This is a genomic window from Pseudomonas sp. (assembly GCF_037994325.1).
Taxonomy (GTDB): Bacteria; Pseudomonadota; Gammaproteobacteria; order Pseudomonadales; family Pseudomonadaceae; genus Aquipseudomonas.
This window is the reverse complement of record NZ_JBBNAH010000603.1, coordinates 1-23,845: the sequence shown is the minus strand read 5'-3', so window position 1 is coordinate 23,845 and position 23,845 is coordinate 1. Positions and strand designations below refer to the sequence as shown.

Annotated in this window: 27 protein-coding genes and 1 riboswitch; of the genes, 18 read left to right on the top strand and 9 right to left on the bottom strand. The window is 60.0% G+C overall.

Going from position 1 to position 23,845, the window contains the following annotated elements; translation table 11 throughout:
* A partial coding sequence (locus AAAB16_RS20110) for an NAD-dependent epimerase/dehydratase family protein (protein WP_340664920.1) occupies nt 1–549 on the top strand: 549 nt, incomplete at its 5' end.
* Between the two features lie 83 nt (nt 550–632).
* Here AAAB16_RS20110 and AAAB16_RS20105 read toward each other — a convergent pair.
* The 5 genes from AAAB16_RS20105 to AAAB16_RS20085 form a co-directional block, all read right to left on the bottom strand.
* Nucleotides 633–1,316, bottom strand: a complete 684-nt coding sequence (locus tag AAAB16_RS20105) for an OmpW family outer membrane protein (RefSeq protein ID WP_340664919.1) — start codon at nt 1,314–1,316, stop codon at nt 633–635.
* Nucleotides 1,317–1,444: 128 nt separating this feature from the next.
* Nucleotides 1,445–1,975, bottom strand: a complete 531-nt coding sequence (locus AAAB16_RS20100; protein WP_340664918.1) for a DUF3299 domain-containing protein — start codon at nt 1,973–1,975, stop codon at nt 1,445–1,447.
* Between the two features lie 30 nt (nt 1,976–2,005).
* Nucleotides 2,006–3,271 carry an ABC transporter permease gene (locus AAAB16_RS20095; RefSeq protein ID WP_340664917.1) on the bottom strand — a complete coding sequence of 422 codons (1,266 nt, stop codon included), beginning with the start codon at nt 3,269–3,271 and terminating at the stop codon, nt 2,006–2,008.
* A 1-nt stretch (nt 3,272) separates the two neighbouring features.
* Nucleotides 3,273–3,983, bottom strand: a complete 711-nt coding sequence (locus AAAB16_RS20090; protein WP_340664916.1) for an ABC transporter ATP-binding protein — start codon at nt 3,981–3,983, stop codon at nt 3,273–3,275.
* A gap of 94 nt (nt 3,984–4,077) precedes the next feature.
* Entirely contained in the window at nt 4,078–4,698 is a 621-nt protein-coding gene (locus AAAB16_RS20085) for a DUF2796 domain-containing protein (RefSeq protein WP_340664915.1), read from the bottom strand.
* A gap of 131 nt (nt 4,699–4,829) precedes the next feature.
* Between AAAB16_RS20085 and AAAB16_RS20080 the strand changes: the two genes are divergently transcribed.
* A complete protein-coding gene (locus AAAB16_RS20080) occupies nt 4,830–5,180 on the top strand; it encodes a hypothetical protein (RefSeq protein ID WP_340664914.1) in 351 nt (116 codons plus the stop codon).
* A gap of 4 nt (nt 5,181–5,184) precedes the next feature.
* Here AAAB16_RS20080 and trxA read toward each other — a convergent pair whose 3' ends face one another.
* A complete protein-coding gene (gene trxA, locus AAAB16_RS20075; RefSeq protein ID WP_340664913.1) occupies nt 5,185–6,057 on the bottom strand; it encodes a thioredoxin in 873 nt (290 codons plus the stop codon).
* 277 nt (nt 6,058–6,334) lie between these two features.
* Between trxA and AAAB16_RS20070 the strand changes: the two genes are divergently transcribed.
* Both AAAB16_RS20070 and AAAB16_RS20065 read left to right on the top strand, forming a co-directional pair.
* Entirely contained in the window at nt 6,335–6,619 is a 285-nt protein-coding gene (locus AAAB16_RS20070) for a hypothetical protein (RefSeq protein WP_340664912.1), read from the top strand.
* Nucleotides 6,616–11,085, top strand: a complete 4,470-nt coding sequence (locus tag AAAB16_RS20065; protein WP_340664911.1) for a filamentous hemagglutinin N-terminal domain-containing protein — start codon at nt 6,616–6,618, stop codon at nt 11,083–11,085. The genes AAAB16_RS20070 and AAAB16_RS20065 overlap by 4 nt, the downstream gene beginning before the upstream one ends.
* Before the next feature lie 122 nt (nt 11,086–11,207).
* Here the strand turns inward: AAAB16_RS20065 and AAAB16_RS20060 are convergent, their stop codons facing one another.
* From AAAB16_RS20060 to AAAB16_RS20050, 3 genes are all read right to left on the bottom strand, one after another.
* Complete coding sequence (locus AAAB16_RS20060) at nt 11,208–11,816, bottom strand: hypothetical protein (RefSeq protein ID WP_340664910.1); 609 nt, start codon at nt 11,814–11,816, stop codon at nt 11,208–11,210.
* A gap of 123 nt (nt 11,817–11,939) precedes the next feature.
* On the bottom strand, nt 11,940–12,593 hold the full coding sequence (locus AAAB16_RS20055) for a 50S ribosomal protein L11 methyltransferase (RefSeq protein ID WP_340664909.1): 654 nt from the start codon (nt 12,591–12,593) through the stop codon (nt 11,940–11,942).
* Nucleotides 12,590–13,033, bottom strand: coding sequence for a YbaY family lipoprotein (locus AAAB16_RS20050; protein ID WP_340664908.1), 444 nt, complete (start codon nt 13,031–13,033; stop codon nt 12,590–12,592). The genes AAAB16_RS20055 and AAAB16_RS20050 overlap by 4 nt, the downstream gene beginning before the upstream one ends.
* Before the next feature lie 124 nt (nt 13,034–13,157).
* On the opposite strand from AAAB16_RS20050, the gene nrdR reads away from it, so the two are divergent.
* The 14 genes from nrdR (at nt 13,158) to AAAB16_RS19980 (ending at nt 23,767) form a co-directional block, all read left to right on the top strand.
* Nucleotides 13,158–13,622, top strand: a complete 465-nt coding sequence (nrdR, locus tag AAAB16_RS20045; RefSeq protein ID WP_177411368.1) for a transcriptional regulator NrdR — start codon at nt 13,158–13,160, stop codon at nt 13,620–13,622.
* Between the two features lie 2 nt (nt 13,623–13,624).
* On the top strand, nt 13,625–14,758 hold the full coding sequence (gene ribD / locus AAAB16_RS20040) for a bifunctional diaminohydroxyphosphoribosylaminopyrimidine deaminase/5-amino-6-(5-phosphoribosylamino)uracil reductase RibD (RefSeq protein WP_340664907.1): 1,134 nt from the start codon (nt 13,625–13,627) through the stop codon (nt 14,756–14,758).
* A 90-nt stretch (nt 14,759–14,848) separates the two neighbouring features.
* A riboswitch (FMN riboswitch) is annotated at nt 14,849–15,010 on the top strand.
* Between the two features lie 141 nt (nt 15,011–15,151).
* Nucleotides 15,152–15,808 carry a riboflavin synthase gene (locus AAAB16_RS20035; RefSeq protein WP_110617308.1) on the top strand — a complete coding sequence of 219 codons (657 nt, stop codon included), beginning with the start codon at nt 15,152–15,154 and terminating at the stop codon, nt 15,806–15,808.
* Nucleotides 15,809–15,830: 22 nt separating this feature from the next.
* Nucleotides 15,831–16,922, top strand: a complete 1,092-nt coding sequence (gene ribBA / locus AAAB16_RS20030; protein ID WP_340664906.1) for a bifunctional 3,4-dihydroxy-2-butanone-4-phosphate synthase/GTP cyclohydrolase II — start codon at nt 15,831–15,833, stop codon at nt 16,920–16,922.
* A gap of 117 nt (nt 16,923–17,039) precedes the next feature.
* Nucleotides 17,040–17,516, top strand: coding sequence for a 6,7-dimethyl-8-ribityllumazine synthase (ribE, locus tag AAAB16_RS20025; RefSeq protein WP_110617310.1), 477 nt, complete (start codon nt 17,040–17,042; stop codon nt 17,514–17,516).
* Entirely contained in the window at nt 17,513–18,010 is a 498-nt protein-coding gene (gene nusB, locus AAAB16_RS20020) for a transcription antitermination factor NusB (RefSeq protein WP_110617311.1), read from the top strand. The genes ribE and nusB overlap by 4 nt, the downstream gene beginning before the upstream one ends.
* Nucleotides 18,011–18,012: 2 nt before the next feature.
* Nucleotides 18,013–19,017, top strand: coding sequence for a thiamine-phosphate kinase (thiL, locus tag AAAB16_RS20015; protein WP_340664905.1), 1,005 nt, complete (start codon nt 18,013–18,015; stop codon nt 19,015–19,017).
* Nucleotides 18,986–19,501, top strand: coding sequence for a phosphatidylglycerophosphatase A (locus AAAB16_RS20010; RefSeq protein WP_340664904.1), 516 nt, complete (start codon nt 18,986–18,988; stop codon nt 19,499–19,501). The genes thiL and AAAB16_RS20010 overlap by 32 nt, the downstream gene beginning before the upstream one ends.
* A 37-nt stretch (nt 19,502–19,538) precedes the next feature.
* The gene (locus AAAB16_RS20005) at nt 19,539–20,258 is read left to right on the top strand and encodes a transporter substrate-binding domain-containing protein (protein WP_340664903.1); all 720 of its coding nucleotides are present in this window, start codon (nt 19,539–19,541) and stop codon (nt 20,256–20,258) included.
* Nucleotides 20,259–20,283: 25 nt separating this feature from the next.
* Entirely contained in the window at nt 20,284–20,940 is a 657-nt protein-coding gene (locus AAAB16_RS20000; protein ID WP_340664902.1) for a TIGR02281 family clan AA aspartic protease, read from the top strand.
* A 4-nt stretch (nt 20,941–20,944) separates the two neighbouring features.
* The gene (gene bla / locus AAAB16_RS19995; protein WP_340664901.1) at nt 20,945–21,814 is read left to right on the top strand and encodes a class A beta-lactamase; all 870 of its coding nucleotides are present in this window, start codon (nt 20,945–20,947) and stop codon (nt 21,812–21,814) included.
* Between the two features lie 122 nt (nt 21,815–21,936).
* On the top strand, nt 21,937–22,557 hold the full coding sequence (gene ribA, locus AAAB16_RS19990; RefSeq protein WP_110617317.1) for a GTP cyclohydrolase II: 621 nt from the start codon (nt 21,937–21,939) through the stop codon (nt 22,555–22,557).
* Nucleotides 22,554–22,970, top strand: coding sequence for an MFS transporter (locus AAAB16_RS19985; RefSeq protein WP_340664900.1), 417 nt, complete (start codon nt 22,554–22,556; stop codon nt 22,968–22,970). Before ribA ends, AAAB16_RS19985 begins: the two co-directional genes overlap by 4 nt.
* Nucleotides 22,970–23,767: a helical backbone metal receptor gene (locus tag AAAB16_RS19980; protein WP_340664899.1), complete on the top strand. Its 798-nt coding sequence runs from the start codon at nt 22,970–22,972 to the stop codon at nt 23,765–23,767. The genes AAAB16_RS19985 and AAAB16_RS19980 overlap by 1 nt, the downstream gene beginning before the upstream one ends.
* The last annotated feature ends 78 nt before the right edge of the window (nt 23,768–23,845 follow it).

The following is a 23,845-nucleotide window of genomic DNA, read 5'->3' as shown; positions in this document are numbered from 1 at the left end:
GGCAACAATGGTGATGGCCAAGCTGTTGATGAAGACACCCCGAAAGCGCCGCTTACGCCCTATGCCGTGGACAAGCTGGCCAGCGAGCAATACCTGGAGTTTTACCGCCGCCAGCATGGTCTGCAGCCAGCGATCTTTCGCTTTTTTAATATCTTCGGGCCGCGTCAGGATCCGTCATCGCCATACTCCGGCGTGATCAGCATCTTTATCCAGCGCGCCCAACAAGGACTGCCTATCAGCGTGTTTGGCGATGGCGAGCAAACACGGGATTTTTTCTATGTTGGCGATCTGATTGACCTGCTGGTGCAGGCGCTGGAATTACCAACGGCGCAAGAAGGCGCGGTAAACGTTGGGCTCAATCGCGCTATCAGCTTGAACCAGTTGCTGCAGCATATTGGTGAGGTGGTAGGAGGTTTGCCGCCGGTTACTTACGGGCCGGCACGGGCGGGAGATATTCGCCATTCCCGCGCCAATAATCAGCGCTTGTTAAGCCGATACAAGCTGGGTGAGCCCACGCCGATTCAGGTGGGTTTAGCAAAGCTCTTGTAGGGTGCACTACCGCGAAACTCCCCTAAGTGCACACAGCCAACGAAAAAGGCGCCAGAAGGCGCCTTTTTGCATTCAAGAGCTACTTAGAACTTGTAGCCCAAACCAATCATGTAAACCCATGGGTCCACATCCACGTCGACCTTCACTTTATCGCCCGCCAGGTAAGTAGTACCTGTGGTATCGATGTCGATGTAACGCACCTGGGCGTTGACCATGATGTTGTCGGTCAGCATGTAGTCCATGCCCACCTGCGCCGCCAGGCCCCAGGAGTCCTTCATATCCAGGCCGCTAAAGCCTTTATTTTCGGCTTCGCTGCTGAGCTTGTCGTCGAAGAACCAGGTGTAGTTAATGCCTGCGCCCACATAGGGTTGGAACGCCGAGTGGGTGTCCATTGGGTAGTACACCAGGCTCAAGGTTGGCGGCAGGTGTTTCAAGCTGCCGAGTTTGCCGTTCAGGCCGGCAAAGGCGCCCGGCATACCTTTTACGCCCACGTCGTGGCTGAAAGGAGTCGCCGCGAGCAACTCAATGCCCAGGTGGTCAGTCGCCATATAGGCGAAGTTCAAGCCCAACTGGGTGTCGCTGTCCAAGGTGGCTTTACTGCCCGGTACCTTGCCCAAGGTGGCGTGGTCGATATTGCCGCTGTTCTCATGTGGATCAACGGTAATCGCGCCAGCACGCAGGATGATATCGCCAGCCTGGTAGGCGTGAGCCATTGGGGCGACAAGTGCAACCGCCAGCAAAGAGGCGGCGAAGAGGGCCTTGGACATTTGGGGTACTCCTTCATTACTAACGGTTCGAATGGCGTCAGTATCGAAGGATGCGTAGCTGCCTATCTTGATCTGTAGCAATAAACTCGCAGGTCAGGTTGCACCTGTTGCAATCGGACAGATCAGTGTCAGCTGTCAGGGGTTTCGTACGGGTAAATCTTGCTGGCGTCCATCTGATAGCCTGCGTCAGCCAGTTCGCTGGTGCTGCTTTTAACCTGCAGCGGACCTTCAACCCAGAACGGTTGGTACAACGCGTCCATCAACACGCCCAGCTCGCTTTTTACATGCACAATCTGGTTGGAAGGCGGTGGCGGCACATGGATGCAGGCGCCGAAGTAGGGCACCAGCAGAAACTCGGTCACCCGGCCTTCCTCGCTGACTTCCAGTGGCACGATATAGCCGGGCAATTTCACTTGCTGACCATCCAGCGCTTGCACCACCGGCGCGGCAGGGGATTGTTGTTTGGCTGCCGGCGCCGATTCTGCCGCCAGCGCGTCGGCCAGTTGGGACAGATCGTGCATCGGCGCTTGAGGTTGGGTAACCACCGGCGCGTCGGGTGGCACCATTTCCGACCAGGTCAGCTCGCGTACATCGGCGGCCCAGGCGCTCAGGACAACACAGGGCACCAACAGCAGGGCAGTGAAAAGCGGGCGTAGCATGGTCAAGTCCTTAAAGGTTTACTGCATGGGCTAGACGCGAATGGACAGGCCGTCGGCCAGCGACTGTCGATACGCGCGCCAGGCTGGAATGGCGCCCATCAACAGCGCAGCGGCAAGAATACCGCCCAGCAAGGTCCACTCATAAGCACTCGGCAGGGCCAGCGGCAGAAAAATCCCGTAGTTGGCCTGCACATAGCCTTGGGCGGCGGCGATACCGACATACAGCAGCAACGTGCCCAGCACGACGCCGGAGAATGCCAGAGCAAAGGCCTCCAGCACCAGCAGACTGGCGATATGCCAAGGCCGAGCGCCGACCGAACGCAGAATGGCCATTTCCCGGCGGCGCTCGTTAAGGCTGGTAAGAATCGCCGTAAGCATGCCGATCAAGCCGGTAATTACCACAAACAGCGACACCACAAATAACGCCTGTTCGGCCGTGCCCATCAGGCTCCATAACTCTTGCAAGGCCACACCCGGCAGAATTGCCAGCAGCGGCTCGCCACGAAACTCGTTGATTTCCCGCTGCATGCTAAATGTCGCGACCTTGTTGTTCAGGCCGAGCATAAACGCGGTGATCGCTTGTGGCGTCAGGTCCATATTGCGCGCCTGGTCCGCGCTGATACGCGCGGCGCCACGGGCGGGCGCGCCGCCTTTCCAGTCGATATGCAGCGCTTCCATACCGCCCAGGCTGATATGCAGCGTGCGGTCTACCGGTGTGCCGGTGCGTTGCAAAACGCCGACCACGGTAAAGGGTTTGTCGTCGTGTTTAACCAGGCTGATGGTGGCCACGCCGTGGGCCAGCACAATCTTGTCGCCAAGCTTGTACTTCAGCGCTTCGGCCACTTCGGCGCCAAGCACTACTTCAAAGGGATCGGTATCGAACGCCCGACCACTGGCCAGCGCTAGCGCCTGACCACGGCCGTAGTGGTAGTGTTCGAAGTAGGCGCCGGTGGTGCCCATTACTCTGTAGCCGCGATGGGAGTCACCGAGGGACATCGGAATTGCCCACTTCACCTGCTTGCTGTTGGCGAAATGTTCGAAGCTGTCCCAACGAATATTGTTGGTGGCGTTGCCGATGCGAAACACCGAATACAGCAGCAAATTGATCGAGCCGGAGCGCGCGCCCACCACCAAGTCAGTGCCGCTAATGGTGCTCGCGAAACTGGCGCGCGCTTCGGTACGCACCCGTTCCACCGCCAGCAGCAAACAAACTGAAAGGGCGATGGCGAATACGGTGAGCAGGGCGGTGAAGCGGCGGTTGGCCAGGCTGGCCATGGCAAGGCGGAACAAATACATCTCAAACCTCCGCCGCGGACGACGCCGCGCGATTGAGTTCTGCCAAGGACAGATGACGGTCGAACAGCGGCGCCAGGCTTTGGTCGTGGCTGACAAATAGCAGGCTGGAACCGGCCGCGCGGCACTCAGCAAACAGCAACTGCAGAAACGCCTCACGGGCGTCGGCATCCAGCGCCGAGGTCGGCTCGTCGGCGATAACCAGTTCCGGTTGACCAATCAGCGCACGCGCTGCCGCCACCCGTTGTTGCTGGCCTATCGACAGCGCATCGGCGCGCCGTTCCAGCAAGTCATCCTTCAAGCCCAAGTGCGCGAGCAGCGCGCCCGCCGCCTGCGCCACGCTGCCATGGCGTTGCTTGGCGCGGTTGGCGCGCTGCTTGGAAAAGTGGCAGGGCAACTCGACGTTTTCCCGTACCGATAAAAACGGCAGCAGGTTGAACTGCTGGAAGATATAGCCGGTGTGGTCAACGCGAAAATGATCGCGGGCGCCGGCCGACAGTTGCGTCAGCTCTTGCCCCAATAAGGTAATGCTGCCGCGATTGGGCTTTTGCACGCCGCCCAATAAACCCAGCAAGGTGGTCTTGCCGCTGCCACTGGGGCCTTTAAGGAACAGGGTTTCGCCCTGGGCCAGATGAAACGCGGGAATATCCAGCAGTTCGGCGTGGCCGGGCCAGGCGAAACCAAGGTCACTGAGGGTCAGGAGCGGCGCAGTCATGGAGGGCATCTTGATGGAGGCGAATAATCGACGCCGCCCAAGCGAACAGGTGTCGGCTTGGGCGGCGCAGGCTGGCTGTTAGAGCATGGCGATATCAAAAGTTCAGGCGTGGGCTTTTTTCTGTCAGCTCGGCGCCTTGCTGGCCATTGGGGCCGATCAGTTGCGTTTGGACTTGGTGCAGCGCCGGGAAGCGTTTGAACAATGGCGTCAGATCCAGGTTAGTGAGTTTCGCCGGCTCAGTGCAATTTAGCGTGTAGCTGGCGTGAATCTCGCTGTGGTGGTGCTCATGCTCGTGTTCGTCTGTATCGCCTTTGGCGTGGTCGTCATGATCGTGGTCGTGATCATCGTCTTCATCGGCATCTGGTTTGTCGCCGAACAGCGGGCTATGCAGCTCCACGTCGGCCACGGTGCAATTGGCCGCCGCGGGCAGAGCGAACAGGCTCAAGGGTTTTTGCAGATCGGCCTTGGCCGCTGCCACGGTGGCTTGGTCGACAGCCGTTTTCGCCACGTGCTCAAACCCCACCAGATTCATCGACGGGTTTTCCAATTCCAGTTCCAGCTCAGTGCCATCCAACGCCGCATTTAAACGGCCAACACCGTGTTCATGGGTGCCTAAGCTGGCGTGCTCTTCAACGTGGTCATCATTAGTTTCCGCAGCTTGAGCGACAACCAGCGGCAACAGGGCAAACGGCAGAGCGAGCAGCAAACGGCGCATGACTGAGGAACTCCGAAGGGGGGGGCAAAAAGAGATGTTATGTTATAACTCAAATTGGCCGCTTGCCTAGCCCGCTTGGCGAACATCTTTCCCCATGGGAGCATGGCCGCACTTTTACCGGAGGTGCTGTCATGGTGCGTATTAAAGGGACGATTGGCGCATGGCCCGTCGATCTGACCATCGAGTTGGATGATCAAGACTGGGCGCAGCTCGCCGCGCAATTGCCGGTGCCAGTGGTTAGCGCTGACGCTCAGACAGCCGCGCCCAAAGCCGCACCGTCTGCGGACGACAAACAATGGCTCGTGGTACAGGAATTGGTGCGCAGCGCCGGCCACATTGAAGGCCCGACCTTGCTTAGCGAATTGCAAGCGCTCACCGGCAGCGCGGCGGCGGCCAAACGTTTACTGGTGCGCCTGCGCCATTCGGAGTTGATTGAAGTACAAGCCGGCGCGGATGCGCCGGTGTATCGCTGGCTCGGCTAGAAAATCAATACAGCGCCTGGTAAAGCTTGCGGCGGAACAGGGTCACAAGCGGGTGCTCATTGCCCAGCAGCTCAAATACTTGCAGCAACGTTTTGTGCGGCAGGCCGTCGGCGTAGGTGCGATTGCGGATAAACAGCTTCAGCAACGCCTCCAATGCCGGCTCGTACTGCTGACGGGCCAATTGCTGAATGGCCAGTTGGTACACCGCTTCATCGTCGTCGGCGTTTTGCGCCAAGCGGGCTTTAAGGGCGGCGGCGTCCGGCAGGTCGGTGGCCTGGCGCAGGAACGTAATCTGCGCTTTGGCGCTGGCCAGCTCCTGCTTATGGGCATCGCTTTTCACGGCATCGAGCACGGTTTGCGCTTCCCCCAGCTCGCCGCGCTCAGCCAGGCAGCGCGCGTACAAAATCAGCGCGGCAGGCTTCTCGCTGTCGGCTGCGAGGATTTCCCGCAGCAGATTTTCCGCATCACCGATACGGCCTTCGGCAAACAGCGCTTGCGCGCTTTCCAATGGGTCGGCAGCCAGCGGCGGCGGGGTGGGCACATGGGGTTCAAGAATGGCGCGAATCGCCGACTCCGGCTGCGCGCCCTGGAAGCCATCCACCGGTTGCCCATTCTTAAATAGCACCACCGTCGGCAAGCTGCGAATACCAAAACGCGCCACCACATCGGCTTCCAAGTCGCAATTGACCTTGGCCAGCAACAGCTCGCCGCGATAACCCTCGGCAATCTGCGCCAGCAGCGGCATCAGCGCTTTGCACGGCGCACACCACTCGGCCCAGAAGTCCACCAGCACCGGCTTGTGGAACGAATTCTGGATCACCAACTGGTCGAAGTTGGCCGTGTTGACGTCGAAGATATAGGGCGTGTCCTGGCTCATGCTGGTTCTCGAAACGCGGAATAGGGGACGGCCGGAAGGCTCCGGCTCAGGCTCGCCACTATAGGTGGGGACGATGGCTGCTGAAAACCAGTGATCCGGCAAAAAAGCTGCTCCCCGCGTAGGGTGTTCTGTGCGCACCAAGCCGCCTAGCCGGCGGCCGAACTCTGCGTATCTGTCACGCGTTCCCACGTCTATTCAAGCCGCGGCTGGCATCCACTCCCATCTGTTCGACGTAGTTTTGCAGGGCGATTTTTCGCTGTTGAAACGAGACGCCAACATGGATGTGCATCGCCCGTTTTCCCGTTTTATCGCCCGTCTGCTGGTGGGCGTGCTGTGTGTAAATCCGCTGTTTTGCAATGCCGCCGGGCTAGCCGTTGATGCCAGTGCCGGGGGCAGTACTGCGGTTACTCAGGCGGCGAATGGCGTGCCCATCGTGAATATTGCTGCGCCTACTGGCAGTGGTCTTTCCCACAATAAATTCACCGACTACAACGTGGGCCAGCAGGGCCTGATCCTCAACAACGGCACGGCGGCGTTTAACCAAACCGAGCTGGGCGGGTGATTCTCGGCAATAGCCAATTGGGTGGGCGTGCTGCTGGGCTGATCCTTAATGAAGTCACGGGCGGCAGCCCCAGTCAGCTCAAGGGCTATACCGAAGTGGCTGGGCAAAGCGCCCATGTGGTGGTGGCCAACCCTCACGGCATCACTTGCGATGGCTGCGGGTTTATCAATACACCGCGCGTAACCCTGAGCACTGGCGCGCCGATAATCGAGGCTGGGCAGCTCAGGCAATTCAATGTCGATGGCGGCCAGATCGTTATCGATGGCGCCGGCCTTAACGCAGCGAATATCAGCCAGTTCGACCTGATCACCCGCAGCGCCAAGCTCAATGCGGCGATCTATGCCCAGCAGTTGAACATCGTCACCGGCCGCAACGACGTGGATGCGGCGACCTTGGCGGCCACGGCTAAGGCTGATGACGGCCGTGCGCGGCCTGGGGTTTCCATCGACAGTTCTGCACTTGGCGGCATGTACGCCGGGGCGATTCGTTTGGTCGGCACCGAGGCCGGTGTTGGGGTAAAGCTGGCCGGCGATATGGCCGCCAGCGGTGACGATATCCACATCGACGCCTACGGCAAGCTGACCGTGGCGCGGGTGGTGAGCGCCGGGCAATTACGGGCCAAAGCCGAGCAAATTGAGTTTGCCGACAAGGCCCATGCCGATGGTGCCGTGAAGATCGCTGCCAGTAGTGCGGTGACCGTTGCCAAAAGCCTGACCAGTGCGGCTGATGTTTCGATAAAAGCTGGCTCGCTGAGCAACGGGGGAACGTTGGGCGCAGCTGGCTCTGTTCGCTTAGATGTCGCGGCCTTGCTGAACCAATCCGGCCTGATTTTTAGCGGCGAGGACATGGCGCTCAACGTCGCCAGCATCATCAATCAAACCGGCGATGTTTACAGCCTCGGTAACCTGACCATCACCGCCACCGATGGCATCGACAACCGCTCTGGCAGCATCGAAAGTGCTGGCGATCTAAAGCTGCAAGCCAAGCGCATCAGCAATCAGCGCGATGTACTAAATAGCCGCCAGGAAAAATACGCCGCCCAAATTACCGAACTGCCCTGCGACGGCACCTTAGGCGCGGGCGACTGCGAAGGCGGCAAAGAACATCAGTTTTGGCAGATCGTCGAGCGCGACCGTTTGCTTGTTACCACCGCCAGCGCCGCCTCATTTATCACTGCTGGCGGCAACCTCAGCTTGATGGGGGCAAGCCTGCTTAACCACGCCAGCGCTATCAGCGCAGCAGGCGATTTGCGCATTCAGGTCGATACACTAGACAACCTCGGCCTGCAGCCTGGCGAATACCAGACCAGCCGTGTCTTTCGCTCCGTTCGCACCCGTGATCCAGAGTTCCTTGAGCGCCGTGCCGAGGCATTTAGTGCGCGGTACTGGCCTAGCAGTGACGACCCACTTGGTCTGGTTAACGCATTGAATGGCTTTCTTGCGCGGATGGAGCGTGAGCGTTTGCCGTTTCGTACTACCGCCGTCGTCAAGGCCGATGGCGAAAGCTATAGCGCCGTTATTCAAGCCGCTGGCAAGGCTGTGATCGCCACCCAAGATCGCTTCGACAGCAGCGTAGTTCGACCCACCTACGCCTATGTGGCTGGTGGCAGCTTGGCCACCACCGACCTCACCGGCTCAGCCATTGCCACGGCCGTCAGCCATAACCCACAACTGGCTCCCGATCTAAACCAGCAACCGGGCCTGCCAGGCTTTACCTTACCCGCTGGCAGCAACGGTCTATTTCAGCTCAATAGCGACGGCAGTCATCCCTACCTGGTCGAAACCAACCCTGCTTTAGCCAGCCTGCGCGGCTTTCTCAGCTCCGACTATCTGCTGAAAAGCATCGGCTACAACCTGGACCACGGTCAGCGGCGGCTCGGCGATGGCCTTTACGAACAGCGCTTGGTTCAGCAGGCGGTGATTGCCCGCACCGGCAAACGTTTTCTCGACGGCCTGAGCAGCGACCACGCACAGTTCCGCTACCTGATGGACAACGCCATCGCCAGCAAACAGGCACTAAACCTGGTGCCGGGTATTGCCCTTAGTGCTGAGCAAGTGGCTGCACTCACCCACGATATCGTGTGGATGCAGGAGCAGGAAGTTACCGGGCAAAAGCTCTTGGTGCCGGTGCTGTATCTGGCCCATGCCAAGGATCGACTGGCGCCCACTGGTGCATTGATTCAGGGCGACGATTTAACGCTGATTTCTGGCAACGCGCTAAATAACAGCGGCACGTTGCGCTCTACGAAAAAACTCAACGTTAGCGCGGCGAACATTAGCAACAGCGGTTTGATCCAGGCTGATCAAAACGTCTTGCTGCTGGCCACCGACAGTATCCGCAACATCAAAGGCGGCTTGATCGTCGGCAAAGACGTAAGCGCTAGCGCCTTAACCCGCGATATCGTCAACGAACGCAGCGTCACCTCCCACCAATCATCAAAACAAGGCTTCCAACGCCGCGAAGATTTCGTCGACAGCGCTGCCGGCATCGAAGCCGCCAACACCCTGACCTTGTCCGCAGGCCGTGACCTGATCAACCGCAGCGGCAACCTAAGCGCCGGTAGCAACCTTCAGCTCAGTGCCGGTCGCGACCTGTCGATAACCAGCCAAGTTGAAGCCGACAGCGCCGCCAACCGTGAGCGCACAGGTCATAGCTGGCGCGAAACAATCACCCAGCACGGCTCCTCCATCGACGCTGGCGGTACGCTCATCGCCGAGGCCGGCCGCGACCTGGCCATCATCGCCAGCACCCTCAAAGCCACTGGCGATATTCAGCTTTCAGCTCAACAAAATTTCGCCATCGCCTCGGCCGCTGACCACCGTAGCCGCGACAGCTACCGCAAAAGCGCCGGTAAAAAAGTCACCGATCAAGCCAGCATCAGCCGCCAACAAAGCGCTGTAATCGAAGCGGGCGGCGAGCTAAATATCCAAGCCGGCAATAACCTGCTGGTCAGTGCCAGTCAGCTAAAAGCCGGCGATGAGGCGTTTCTCTATGCCGGAAACCAACTCGCCCTGCTAAGCGCCGAAAATAGCGACCACCGCCTCTATGACAGCAAGAAAAAAGGCAGCTGGGGCGCCAAACACACCCGTAAAGACCGGATCACCAGCGTGCGTAATATCGGCGCCACCATCGAAACCGGCGGCGACCTTAAGCTGATCAGCGAAGGCGACCAGCTCTACCAAAAGGCCGTCCTGCACAGCGGTGCCAATCTCACCCTCGACAGCGGCGGCGCCATCACCTTTGAAGCCGTCAAAGACCTTGAGCAAGAAAGCCATGAGCGCAGCAAAAGCGACTGGGCGTGGCATAGCGCCAAAGGCCAAGGCCGTGCGGACGAAATCCTGCGTCAGAGCGAACTGATCGCCGGGGGCGAAACCATCATCCGCGCGCTCCAGGGCTTGCGTATCGATGTTAAGCAGGTCAACCGCCAGACTGTCCGCCAGACCATCGACGCCATGGTTGCCGCTGACCCCAACCTTGCCTGGATCAAAGCAGCGCAAGAGCGCGGCGACGTCGACTGGCGCCAGGTGAAGGAGCTGCACGACGCTTGGGAGTACCAGAGCTCAGGGCTAGGCGTGGGCGCCGCGCTGGTCATTGCCATCGTCGTTACCGTACTCACGGCGGGGGCGGCCAGTACCGCCATTGGCACCGTGGCCGGAGCCACGGCGGGTTCAGGCACGGCCATGGCCGCAGGCCTTGGCACCACCGCTGCGGGTTTTGGCAACGTCGCGGCAACGGCTGCTGCCACTTCAATGGCCAGTAGTGCCGCGGTCAGCACCATCAACAACAAAGGCCAACTCGGCGCTGTTGCCAGGGATGTGTTTTCTTCCGACAGTCTTAAGGGCTACCTCAGCGCCGCATTGATAGCGGGTGTCGGCGCTCAAACAAAGGGCTGGGGAACAACCATGCAGCAGGAAGCCAACCTGTCGGTGGTGGACTGGGGTGAGCGGGCGAAAGCCTATGCGGTCAATACCGCGCTGAAAGGACTGCTCAGCGGTGATGACACTGCCAAATCGTGGCTAACGGTCGCCGGCACCGGCGCGATGATGGAGCTGTACCAATACTCCGTCGGTCGAGGCGCGGATATCCGGCCAGGCGTAGAGAGATCTGCTGGGGCGAAATTTACGCCGCTAGAAGGCGGCTTTGTTCCGCAGGTGGTCAGGGATGGTTTGGCGCGAGAGGGCAAAAATATCGGCATGAATTGGCCGGCCATTGAGGCGTGTTCGAGTTGGTACGCCATCTGCCACGGCACGCCGATCAGCGATGCGGTAAATAAACTTCCGGGTCTGAATTCATTTGCCACCTTGCATGACAGTTGGATGGTGTTATTGGAAATGGCCAAAAAGAGTGATATGTCGACGTTAGAAAATATTGGCAGCATGCCGCCGGCACTTATCGTTAACTACGGCGCGCTCTATGATAAGTATCAAGTTGAGTTGCGCAGGGTGCGAAAAAATAAAAGCCCCTAATAGGCTGTTTTTTTCGTTCAATAATTATTGTGTGCTTGCTGTTTATGCTTGGCTGTAGTGTTTGCGGTTCCTATTCAGACAATGCACCGGGCGCGGTCCTCTGTTTTCCCACTAGGCGGCGCTTATGTGCTGTCGTCAGAGGCAGGACAGCCGGCTTCTAGTTTGAGGGCTTTAATATAGTGCGTGTAGCTGCTGTATGTTGCCGGAAGAACAATCCTGGCCGTCGGGTTTAGCCGCAGATTTTCGTGATTGGCCGCTAAGCTCGCATCAAACGCTCTGCACGCTTGGGTCGTCTCTCCATTGGCTTGGTAGGCAAAGCCGGTGTTTAGTTTTACGTTGGTGACGCTGTCGTATTTTTGGTAATGGAGAAAGATCGGCAGGGCTTTGTCGAAGTACTCAATGGCTTTGATATAGCGCTTGTCGTAGGAGGCGTTGATATCGCGGAATCCATTTTTTATGTAGTGACCTTTCCATAGCCCAGTTAATGCGGCGGACATAAAGAAGTTGCCATAGTGGCGGTAGCTTTCGGCAACGCATAGAGGGTCTTGTTTCTTCTCGCAGATTTGCAGTGCTTGAGTGATCAGGCGCTCAGCCGGAGTGGGGCGTTCTTGCTCTAACAGGGTGCTGGCATTGTTTAACAGTTGATAAGGGTTGCTGCTGTAAGAGACTAAAGCGGCCGAACAACCGCTCAGAGTAAAGAAGAAAAGAACAAGCGCGGCTTTATTGTCCATTGATCAATCAACTCCCGTATTAAAATCGCGGCGTTAATGATCGGTCAGTGGTTTTTAAATATCTGTGCGAAGCAATGAAAGCGCGAGGCGGAAAGTTCTGTACCGAACTCGGTAAGGCCGCGACTAGCGCTCGGCGTGGTACAGGCTGACGTGGCGAAACTCGGTAGGCTCGGCCAAATCCGGCCAGGTACAGGCCTCGATAATATCCAAACGCTGATACAGCGGATGATTGAAGTCCCGTACCCGCGAGTCAGCCACCAGGGCTTGCCTGCCACGGCTAAGAAAGTGATCCAGCAACGGTAGGTTGGCGCGGTCGTAGAGCACGTCGGCAACGACGATCAGGTCGAAGCGGTCAGCTTCGGCGAAGAAATCTGCGGAGTAACTCAGCTCAACGCCATTGAGTTCGGCGTTGGCGCGGCAAGAGGCCAAGGCCAGCGGATCAAGGTCGCACGCCACCACTTCGGCAGCCCCGGCTTTGGCCGCGGCAATCGCCGCGACCCCAGAGCCCGCGCCAAAATCCAGTACCCGTTTACCGGCCACCCACTCGGGGTGCTCGGCAAACCAGCGGGCCAGCACCAGGCCGCTGGCCCAGCAAAAACACCAGTAGGGCGGCTCTTCGAGAATGCGCTGGGTCTCTTCCGGGCTAAAGGCACGGTCCATATTGTTGGCATCGATCAGCCACAACTTGAGGTCGGTGCCGGGCAGGCTTTCGGCAACCAGTTGCGCGTCGCCCAGCAGTTCACTGAGCGCCGCTTGCAGGGCCAGCGGTGGGGTCATGGCGCGGGATCGAAACGCAGGTTGCCGACCAGTTGGGTGGTGGCCGAGGTAATGCGTTGCGGGCTCAAACGCAGGATCAGTTGCGCCGATTGAGTGACCCGCCCATGCAACTCCACGCGCGCATTGGCGGGAAAAGAGTCGGGGTTGAAGGGCAGGTGAAAGGGCAGCAACTGACCGGTGCCCTGCAGGGTGATATTGCCCAGCAGCTGTTGCGGACGGTCGCGCTCATCAATCACCAGCAAGGCCAGCTCGACGCTGGCACCCGCCGGCACATTGACCAGGTTGCCAGTTAGTTCGCGCAGGTTGGCCGGCAGTGGGGCGGGCGCAGCTGCAACCGGCGCGGTAGGTTTGCTGACAACCGCGGTGGCCGGTGCAGGCGGTTCGTCGGCGCAGGCCGCCAGCAGAGCAACGGCACAAAGTAGAACGAGTGGGCGAAACATAAGAGAGTCCGTCACGAGTGCAGCGAATGTAGGGCGGGCGTTTGTATACCGCAAAGTCGCTGGGTTGTCTTGCCAGTGGGATGCGCTACCATGGCCCCTCCTCAATTTTGTTGCCATTTATTTTATGCACTGTCCCTTCTGCGGCGCCAATGACACCAAGGTTATCGATTCGCGATTGGTCGCCGAGGGCGAGCAGGTTCGCCGCCGCCGCGAGTGCCTGGCTTGCGAAGAACGCTTCACCACCTTTGAAACCGCCGAGCTGGTGATGCCGCGCTTGATCAAGCAGGACGGCAGCCGCCAACCCTTTGATGAAGAAAAGCTGCGCGCCGGTATGCAGCGCGCGCTGGAAAAACGCCCGGTCAGTATCGAGCGCCTGGAAGCGGCCATTGCCCATATCAAGCACAAGATGCGCGCCACCGGCGAGCGTGAAATCAAGTCGCGGGTGCTGGGTGAGCTGGTGATGATTGAACTGCAAAAACTCGATGAAGTGGCCTATATCCGCTTCGCTTCGGTCTACCGGCGCTTTCAGGACCTCAACGAATTCCGCGAGGAAATCGACCGTCTTTCCCGCGAACCGGCGCAAGACTAGGTATGTCGACTCCCGAGCAAGCCGCCGCTGACCCGCAATTTATGGCCCGCGCGCTGGAACTGGCGCGCAAAGGCATCTACTCCACTCACCCCAATCCGCGGGTCGGCTGCGTCATTGTGCAGGCCGGCAAAATTGTCGGTGAGGGTTGGCATGCCCGTGCTGGCGAGCCCCATGCCGAGGTGCATGCCCTGCGCCAGGCCGGCGATAAAGCCCGTGGCGCCACTGCTTATGTAACGCTTGAACCTTGCAGCCACCATGGCCGTACACCGCCGTGCGCGGATGCGTTGGTCAATGCGGGCGTTGCCCGGGTGGTGGCGGCAATGCAAGACCCCAACCCCGAAGTCTCCGGCCGTGGTCTGCTGCGCTTGATGCAGGCCGGTATTTCGGTAAACAGCGGTGTGCTGGAGGCCGAAGCGCGGGCGCTGAATGCCGGTTTTATCAAACGTATGGAAAAGGGCCTGCCCTTTGTCCGGGTGAAACTGGCCATGAGCCTGGACGGCCGTACCGCCATGGCCAGCGGTGAAAGCCAGTGGATTACCGGTCCGGACGCGCGTGCTGCCGTACAACGCTTGCGTGCGCAAGCCAGCGTGGTGCTGACCGGCGCCGATACCGTGTTGGCCGACGCCGCGCGCCTGACCGTGCGTCCCGACGAACTGGGGCTGAATGCTGAACTCACCGCCCTGGCCATGACCCGTCCACCACTGCGCGTGTTGGTCGATGGTCGTTTGCGCGTGCCGCTCAGTGCGCCGTTCTATCAGGCCGGTGCTGCGTTGGTCGCCACCTGTGCCGCCGCCTCAGCCCGTGATCGTTTCCTCGAAGAAGGCCATACATTGCTGGCGATTCCCGGCAGCAATGGCCATGTCGACCTGCGCAAGTTGCTTGCCGAGTTGGCCAGCCAGGGCGCTAACGAAGTGCTGGTGGAAGCCGGCCCACGGTTGGCCGGAGCTTTTGCGCGTTTAGGCCTGGTGGACGAGTACCAGCTGTTTGTCGCCGCCAAGTTCCTTGGCTCCACCGCTCGGCCCCTGTTGGATATGCCGCTGGCGCGGATGGCCGAAGCCACGCCGCTGAAAATCACCGAAATGCGCGCAGTGGGCGATGACTGGCGGATTATCGCGGTGCCCGATAAACCGCGCTGAAATTGGCCACAAAGCCCGGTGAATACGCCTACATAGATGCATTGCCAGGGGCACTTGTGGTAAAAACGCAGCCCAGCCATGCAGATGGCTGAACGTTCTCAGGGCGGGGTGCGATTCCCCACCGGCGGTAATGGCGCGCAATGCGTCTAGCCCGCGAGCGCTTGGGCAAGCCGACAACGGCACGCGCAAGGTCAGCAGACTCGGTGTGATTCCGAGGCCGACGGTCATAGTCCGGATGAAGAGAGAACGGGATTGCCTGCCAGGGCACGCCGTTGTGTGTGCTCGCTCGAGACATCCCTTTCGATCAGACACGCCCTGTTTTTTATTAAACAGGAGTTCGATCCATGTTCTACCGCGATAACGCGATGGCACCTCTGTATACGGAGGCAGCCCATGTTCACAGGAATAATTGAAGCCCTCGGCACCATTCGCGCCCTTAGTCCGAAAGGTGGCGACGTACGCGTGTACGTGGAAACCGGCAAGCTGGATTTGGCCGACGTCAAACTCGGCGACAGCATCGCGGTTAACGGCGTATGCCTGACAGCCGTGGAATTGCCCGGTGATGGTTTTTGGGCTGATGTCAGCCGCGAAACCCTGGCTTGCAGCGCCTTTATCGATTTGAAAGCCGGTAGCAAGGTCAACCTGGAAAAAGCCCTGACCCCCAGCAGCCGCTTGGGCGGGCACTTGGTCAGCGGCCATGTCGATGGCGTTGGTGAAGTGATTGCCCGTGAGGACAACGCCCGCGCCGTGCAATTTCGTATCCGCGCCCCACGCGAGCTGGCCAAGTACATCGCCCTGAAAGGCTCGATCACGGTCGACGGCACCAGCCTCACGGTCAACGGCGTCAACGGCGCCGAGTTTGAGCTGACCATCGTGCCGCACACCTTGGGTGAAACCATCATGGCCGACTACCGCCCTGGGCGGCAGGTCAACCTGGAGGTCGATCTGCTGGCGCGCTACCTCGAGCGCCTGCTACTCGGCGACAAGGCTGCAGAGCCGAAGGCCAGTGGCCTGACCGAAAGTTTCCTGGCCGAACACGGCTACCGCTAACCGAATTTAAGGCACGACCCCCATGGCTCTTAACAGCATTGAAGAACTGGTTGCCGATATCCGCGCCGGCAAAATGGTCATCCTTATGGATGACGAAGACCGCGAGAATGAAGGTGATCTGATCATTGCCTCTGAATGTGTAAAACCTGAACACATCAACTTTATGGCCAAGCACGCCCGTGGCCTGATTTGCATGCCCATGAGCCGCGAGCGTTGCGAAACCCTCAAGCTGCCGCTGATGGCGCCGCGCAACGGCTCGGGCTTTGGCACTAAGTTCACCGTTTCCATCGAAGCCGCGACCGGCGTGACCACCGGCATTTCTGCCGCTGACCGCGCCCGCACGGTGCAAGCGGCGGCGGCCAAAGATGCCAAGGCCGACGATATTGTCAGCCCTGGGCATATCTTCCCGCTGATGGCCCAACCCGGTGGTGTACTCGCCCGTGCCGGTCATACCGAAGCGGCTTGCGACCTGGCGCGCCTGGGTGGCTTTGAGCCGAGCGGGGTTATCTGCGAAATCATGAACGACGACGGCACCATGAGCCGCCGTGCCGAGCTGGAAGAATTCGCTCAGCTGCATGACATCAAAATCGGCACCATCGCCGACCTGATTCACTACCGCCTGATTCACGAGCACACCGTTGAGCGCATTTCTGAGCAGCCGCTGGACAGCGAACTGGGCCACTTCAACCTGGTGACCTACCGCGACTCGGTGGAAGGCGACATTCATATGGCGCTGACCCTGGGCACCATTTGCCCGGAAGAGCCGACTCTGGTGCGGGTGCACAGCATGGAACCGTTGCGCGACTTGCTGATGGTCAAGCAACCGGGCCGTTGGAGCCTGCGTGCGGCCATGGTGAAAGTGGCCGAGGCGGGCAGCGGTGTGGTGCTGCTGCTGGGCAACCAACTGCACGGCTCCGACCTGCTGGCGCATTTGGAGCAGCAACTCGGTGGCGAGCAAAAAGCCACTGCGGCCACTTACAGCACCGTCGGTGCCGGTTCGCAGATTCTCCGTGACCTGGGCGTGCGCAAAATGCGCCTGCTGAGCTCGCCGGTGAAGTTCAACGCGATATCCGGCTTTGATTTAGAAGTTGTAGAATACCTGCCCTCCGAATAAGGCCGGACCCCGCCGAGCCGTTTCCGGCGGGCCAACCCCGAATGTTTTACGCCCCGCTGCGCGCAGAGTTCGCAGCGCGGTCTTTACTCTAATTTGCTCTTTCAAGACGAGAACGCCATGACCCTGAAGACCATCGAAGGTACTTTTATCGCCCCCAAAGGCAGCTATGCACTGGTGGTTGGCCGCTTCAACAGCTTCGTGGTGGAAAGCCTGGTAAGCGGCGCCGTTGACGCCCTGGTGCGTCACGGTGTGAGCGAAAGCGACATCACCATCATCCGTGCTCCGGGTGCTTTCGAAATTCCATTGGTGGCGCAGAAAGTTGCTCAGCGCAGCGAATACTCGGCCATCATCGCCCTTGGCGCGGTTATTCGGGGCGGTACTCCGCACTTCGAATACGTGGCCGGCGAATGCACCAAGGGCCTGGCCCAGGTGTCCATGGAATTCGGCGTGCCGGTTGCCTTTGGTGTGCTGACCGTTGACTCCATCGAACAAGCTATCGAACGCTCCGGCACCAAAGCTGGCAACAAAGGTGCTGAAGCCGCCCTTTCCGCACTGGAAATGGTCAGCCTGCTGGCGCAGTTGGAGGCCAAGTGATTAACGACGCAGACGACAGCTTCAACCCCCCTGCAGAGAAAGGCCCGAACGCGCCCACCGGCAAGATCGCGGCCCGTCGCCAGGCCCGCAGCCTGGCTATGCAAGCGCTGTATCAGTGGCATGTAGCGGGTCAGGCGGTTAACGAAATCGAAGCGCAGTTTCGCGTCGACAACGATTTCAGCACCGTCGATGGCGCCTATTTTCGTGAGATTTTGCACGGCGTACCGGCGCATAAAACCGAGATCGACGAAGCGTTCGCGCCATGCCTCGACCGCCCCCAGGAAGAACTGGACCCGGTTGAATTGGCCATCCTGCGCTTGTCCACCTTTGAAATGCTCAAGCGCGTGGACGTGCCGTATCGCGTAGTGATCAACGAAGGTATCGAGCTGGCCAAAGTGTTCGGCGCCACCGACGGGCACAAGTTCGTCAACGGCGTGTTGGACAAATTGGCACCGCGCCTGCGTGCCGCCGAAGTCAACGCTAACAAGCGTTGATCGTGGGTGAGTTTGAGCTGATTCGCCGCTACTTCGCCGCTGCGCCCTGTGCGCAGCCTGGCGAGGGCGTGGTGCAAGGCATAGGCGATGACTGTGCCTTGTTGGCGTTGGCCGCTGGCGAACAGCTGGCGGTTTCCACCGACACCCTGGTGATCGGTGTGCATTTTCCCCATTCCTGTGATGCCTTTCTGCTCGGCCAGCGTGCCCTGGCCGTGGCCACCAGTGATCTGGCCGCCATGGGCGCCGCGCCGCTTGGTTTCACCCTGGCGCTGACCTTGCCGCAAGCCGACCCTGACTGGTTGCAAGCCTTTGCCGAAGGCCTCAACCAGATGGCGCAAGCCTGCAATATGCGCCTGATTGGCGGCGACACCACCCGTGGCCCCCTGACCTTGACCCTCACCGTGTTCGGCCGTGTGCCAGCGGGCCAGGCGCTGACCCGCGCCGGCGCGCAGGTGGGCGATTTGCTCTGTGTTGGCGGTGCGCTGGGTGATGCCGCGGCGGCGCTGCCATTGGTGTTGGGCCAGCGCACGGCCGCCGCGGAAATCGCTGAGCCGCTGTTGGCGCGCTACTGGGCGCCGCAGCCGCAATTGGCGCTGGGGCAGGCACTGCGTGGCAAAGCTACGGCCGCGCTGGATATCTCCGATGGCCTGGTCGCGGACTGCGGCCATATCGCCTCTGCCTCCAACGTTGCCCTGCATATCGAGCGTGAGCGCCTGCCGCTGTCGCCGGCGGTGCAGAGCTGGCTGGATCCACAATCAGCCTGGAACTGCGCACTTAGCGGTGGCGATGACTATGTGTTGGCCTTTACCGTGGCGCAGCGCCATTTGGCTGAGCTGCAACAACACGGCTGGCCAATAGCAGTCATCGGTCGTGTGGTGGCGGGAAAAGGCGTGCACTTATTCGATTCAGCGGGTCACAGCCTTGAGCTGTCTGCGCGCGGTTATTTACATTTCGGGCAACATTCTGGGGGCACGGGTGACTCAAGCGAGCAAGAAAACGGTACCTGACGCACCACCGTCGGTTTGGCGCAATCCTTGGCATTTTCTCGCCTTTGGCTTTGGCTCCGGCACCCTGCCCAAAGCACCGGGTACCTGGGGTTCGCTGGTGGCACTGCCCTTTATTCCGCTGTGGCAAATGCTCCCCGACTGGGGCTATTGGCTCATGCTTGGGGTAACCATGCTGTTCGGCTTCTGGCTGTGCGGCAAAGTGGCCGATGATTTGCGTGTGCATGACCATGAAGGCATCGTCTGGGACGAAATGGTCGGCATGTGGATCACCCTGTGGCTGGTTCCCGAAGGCTGGGAATGGTTGCTGCTAGGCTTCTTGGTGTTCCGTTTTTACGACATTCTCAAGCCCTGGCCCATCCGCTGGATCGACCGCCATGTGCATGGTGGCGTCGGCATCATGCTTGATGACCTGCTGGCCGGTGTATTTGCCTGGCTGACTATGCAGTTGGCCGTCTGGGCCTGGGCGCAGCACTGGTTTGGCTAGATAGGGATACACCGCAACGCCTGAGGAAAAATGGCCTATGCGTGGCATGTGGTTAGCCGTGATTCTGTTGCTGAGTGCGCCGTGGGTGCAGGCGGCGACACCGACGCAAGTTCGCTTGGCCAGCGAAGTCTGGCCGGGGCACACCAATGCCGATGGCAGCGGTTTGGCGTGGGACATTCTGCGCCAGGTGTTCGAGCCTGCCGGCATCGAGCTGAAAATTCACAGCGTGCCTTACACCCGTTCAGTGGGCTTGGTGCAGCGTGGCGGCGCGGATGCCTTTGTCGGCTCGTACCTCAACGAAATTCAAGAAGGCGTGTTTTACCCCCACTGGAATTACGACGCCGACCAGATCAGCGCGCTGGGCTTGGTCGATACCGCCCCGGTCAATTTGCAGAACGTCGGCGCGTTTCGCCTGGCTTGGGTGCGCGGCTACGCTTACGAACAATATCTGCCGCATTTGAACCACTACCAGGAAGTTTATCGGCGTGACGGTATCCTCTCGATGCTGGAACTTAAGCACGTCGATTTCTACCTGGATGCCCTCACCGAGGTGCAGGACGTGCTTAACGAAGCCGACGACAAATCGCGCTTTCGCATCACCGAGCTCACCCGGTTGCCGTTGTACCTGGGGTTTGCCGACACGGCCGATGGCCATGCCCTGGCCAAGGTCTTTGATACGCGCATGGCGCAACTGGTGAAAGACGGCAGTTTGCGCGCGATATTCGCGCAGTGGCAGCAGCCCTATCCCTTTGACTGAAACTCCACGCAACAGGCATGACGTGATGACGAGCAACAGAATGTACGTGTTGGCGGCGGGGTTGATCAGTCTGTTGGCCAACAGCATGGCTACGGCCGCTGAGCAGGTGATGGTCGTCGGCCTGTTTCCTGGCGCGGCGGTGATTAACGTCGATGGCGAACGCAAGATGGTCAAGGTCGGCAAGACCGGCCCCGGCGGTGTGGTGGTGGTCAGTGCCGATAACCATGGCGCGGTGCTACGCGTCGATGGCGTGGAGCGCACCTACCCGCTGGAGCGTGAATACAGCCAGGGCTTTGCTGTGCCGATCAAAACCAAGGTCAGTATTGCCAAGGGCATGGGTGGCCATTACTGGATCGCCGGTTCGGCCAACGGTCAGCCGGTGCAGTTTTTGGTTGATACCGGCGCCACCACCGTGGCCATGAACGAAAACCAAGCCCGCCAGCTGGGCATCGACTACCGCGTGGTGGGCAAGCCCACCGTCGTCAGTACCGCCAGCGGCACCATCAATGCCTGGCGCGTGAGCCTGGACAAAGTGAAGATCGGCGCCATTGAAGTGATAGGCGTTGAAGCCACTGTGCTCGACGGTCCGGCCCCTACCGAAGCCCTGTTGGGTATGAGCTTTCTCAGCCGCGTCAGCTGGCGCGAAGAGCAGGGCGTGTTAATTCTGGAATCCAAACTCTAGGCCTATGACTTACCCGATCAGCCGTCGCACCTTTCTCGCCGCAACTGCCGCACTGCCCTTTGTGTCCGCGTGGGCGGCAGAGCCCAGTTACTTCCACCAACGCCTTGAGCAACTGGAGGCCACCTTTACCGGGCGCCTCGGTGTCGTTGCCCTCAATAGCAGCACTGGCGAAGTGCTGAGCTATCGCGGTGAGGAGCGTTTCCCGCTGTGCAGCACCTTTAAAGCCATGCTCGCCGGTGCCATTTTGCAGCGCAGTACGTTGACGCCCGGCTTGTTGGGCGAACGCATTACCTACCGTAAAAGCGACCTGGTGGCCTATTCCCCCATCAGTGAAAAACATGTGCAGGACGGCATGACCGTCGCCGAACTCTGCGCCGCCACCGTGCAATACAGCGACAACGGCGCGGCCAACCTGCTGATGAAATTGGTCGATGGGCCGGAAGGCGTGACCACCTTTGCCCGCTCGATTGGCGACAAACACTTCCGCCTTGAGCGTTGGGAAACCGAGCTCAATAGCGCCATTCCTGGCGACCTGCGCGACACCACCACGCCGCTGGCCATGGCCCACAGCCTGAACCGTATGGTGCTGGGCGATGCACTGCCAGCGGCGCAGCGCCAACAGTTGCAAGAGTGGCTGAAGGGCAACACCACGGGCGCCACGCGCATCCGTGCCGGCCTGCCCGCCAGTTGGCCGGTGGGTGATAAAACCGGTACCGGCGCTTACGGCACCACCAATGATGTGGCGGTAATCTGGCCGACAGCAAAAGCACCCTTGGTTCTGGCGATTTACCTGACGCAAGCCAGCAAGGACGCCGCTGCGCTTAACGAACCATTGGCGGCGGCGACCCGTATTGTTCTGGATTGGCTGGGCTAGTGGTTATATCGATCAACCGCTTTGATCTTTATGGCCAGCAATTCAGGCTGACCGAGGCCTAAAGCCTGCTGCTACAATGCCGCCCCCGTGCGAAATTCCGCCTCTTTTATTAGGAGCATCCGGTGTCTGTCGTCTTCGTCGCCGCCTCCCAACTGCCAACACCTTTTGCCGTTTTCACCATGCATGGCTTTCTTGAAGAAGCCACCGGCCGTGAACACGTTGCCCTGACCTTGGGCGATTTCACCGACGGTGCGCCGGTACTCGGCCGCCTGCATTCCGAATGCCTGACCGGCGATGCCTTGTTTAGCCTGCGCTGCGACTGCGGTTTCCAATTGGAAGCAGCGTTGGCCGCCATCGCCAAAGAAGGCCGTGGCGTGCTGCTGTACCTGCGCCAGGAAGGCCGTGGCATTGGCCTGATGAACAAAATCCGCGCCTACGAGCTGCAAGACGGCGGCGCCGATACGGTGGAGGCCAACGAGCGTCTGGGCTTTGCCGCAGACCAGCGTGACTACTCGATCTGCTTGCCGATGCTCAATCACCTGGGCATCACCTCGCTCAAGCTGATGACCAATAACCCGCGCAAACTTAAAGCGCTGGCCGATATGGGCATTCCGGTGGCCGAGCGTATGCCGCTGCAGATCGAACATAACCCGCACAACAAGTACTACCTGGCCACCAAGTCCGGCAAGCTCGGCCACCTGCTGGGCAACCAGCACCAAGGTGAGGCCGAGGAAAGCCTGTGACCCGCGCCGACGTGCGCCGCCGCCTGGCCCTGTTGTGGTGGCGGCAACTGGCGCTGACCCTCGCGCCGGTACTGGTGGTTGATCTGCTGTTTGGCGCCGGCAAAACCGTGTCGGTGCTGGCCATGCCACTGTTTATCGGTGGCTTGGCCTCCATGTTTGTCAGCCTGCCGTTGTTCAGCGCCTACAAGCGCGGCCTGATCGCCACCGAAAAAGCCCTCGACACCGCGGAAGAGCCCGCCGCCTGGCTGGACCTTGCCGCCCGCCGTCGACAAGCCTTTCTCGGTGCCGGCTTACCCGCCTGGATTGCCGCCATCGCCGTGTTTACTGGCCTGGAAGCGATTCCGCTGATCTTGCTCACGCTGTCCAGCGTGGTGCTGCTGACCCTCTACCGCATTCCCCGCCAGCTCGGCTAATGCGCCTGCTGCTCACCTGCCTGTTCTGCCTGCTGGCCTGGCCTGCGGCGGCGCAATTGCGGGTGGTGACGCTGGCGCCCTCGCTCAGTGAAATCATGCTGGAGCTGGATGCCGCCGATCTATTGGTTGGTGTGCTCGACGGCGGCGAGCGGCCTGCCGCTCTAGCCCAGCTACCCTCGGTTGGGCGCTACGGGCAGTTGCAAATGGAACGGCTGCTGGCGCTTAAGCCCGACTTGTTATTGCTCTGGCCCGACAGCATCAGCGCGGCGCAACGCCAGCAACTGCTCGGCTTTGGCATTCCACTGTTTGAGGCGCAGCCGCAGAAGTTGCAACAGCTTGCCGAGCAGTTCCAGGCGATAGGCGAGCGGGTTGGGCGCGGCGAAACGGGCCGGCAACGCGCCGCTGAATTTCGTCAACGCTTGGCCGCGTTAAAGCAGCGTTATCAGCGTGCCGTGCCTTTGCCGGTGTTCTACCAGATCTGGAATGCACCGCTGTACACCGTCGGCGGTGAGCAAATCATCAGCGATGCGCTGACGGTGTGTGGCGCTAAGAATGTATTTGCCGAGCTTAAATTGCCGGCGCCGCAGGTGAGTGTCGAAGCGGTGCTTGGCCGTGATCCACATGTGATCATCGCCGGCGACTCTGCTCAGCTGAAAGGCTGGAGCAAGTGGCCGGGGCTCACTGCTGTACGTAGCAAGCAATTATTGGTACTGCCCAATAAAGGCATTGAGCGACCGAGTTTGCAGATGCTGGAGGCGACCGAGCAGCTTTGCCAGGCCTTGGCACCGATGCGCTGATTTGCTCACTGCCGTCGTCCCCGTGAAGGCGGGGACCCAGAGTGGTCCAGGCAAACCCGCCACTTCCAATATTCTGGG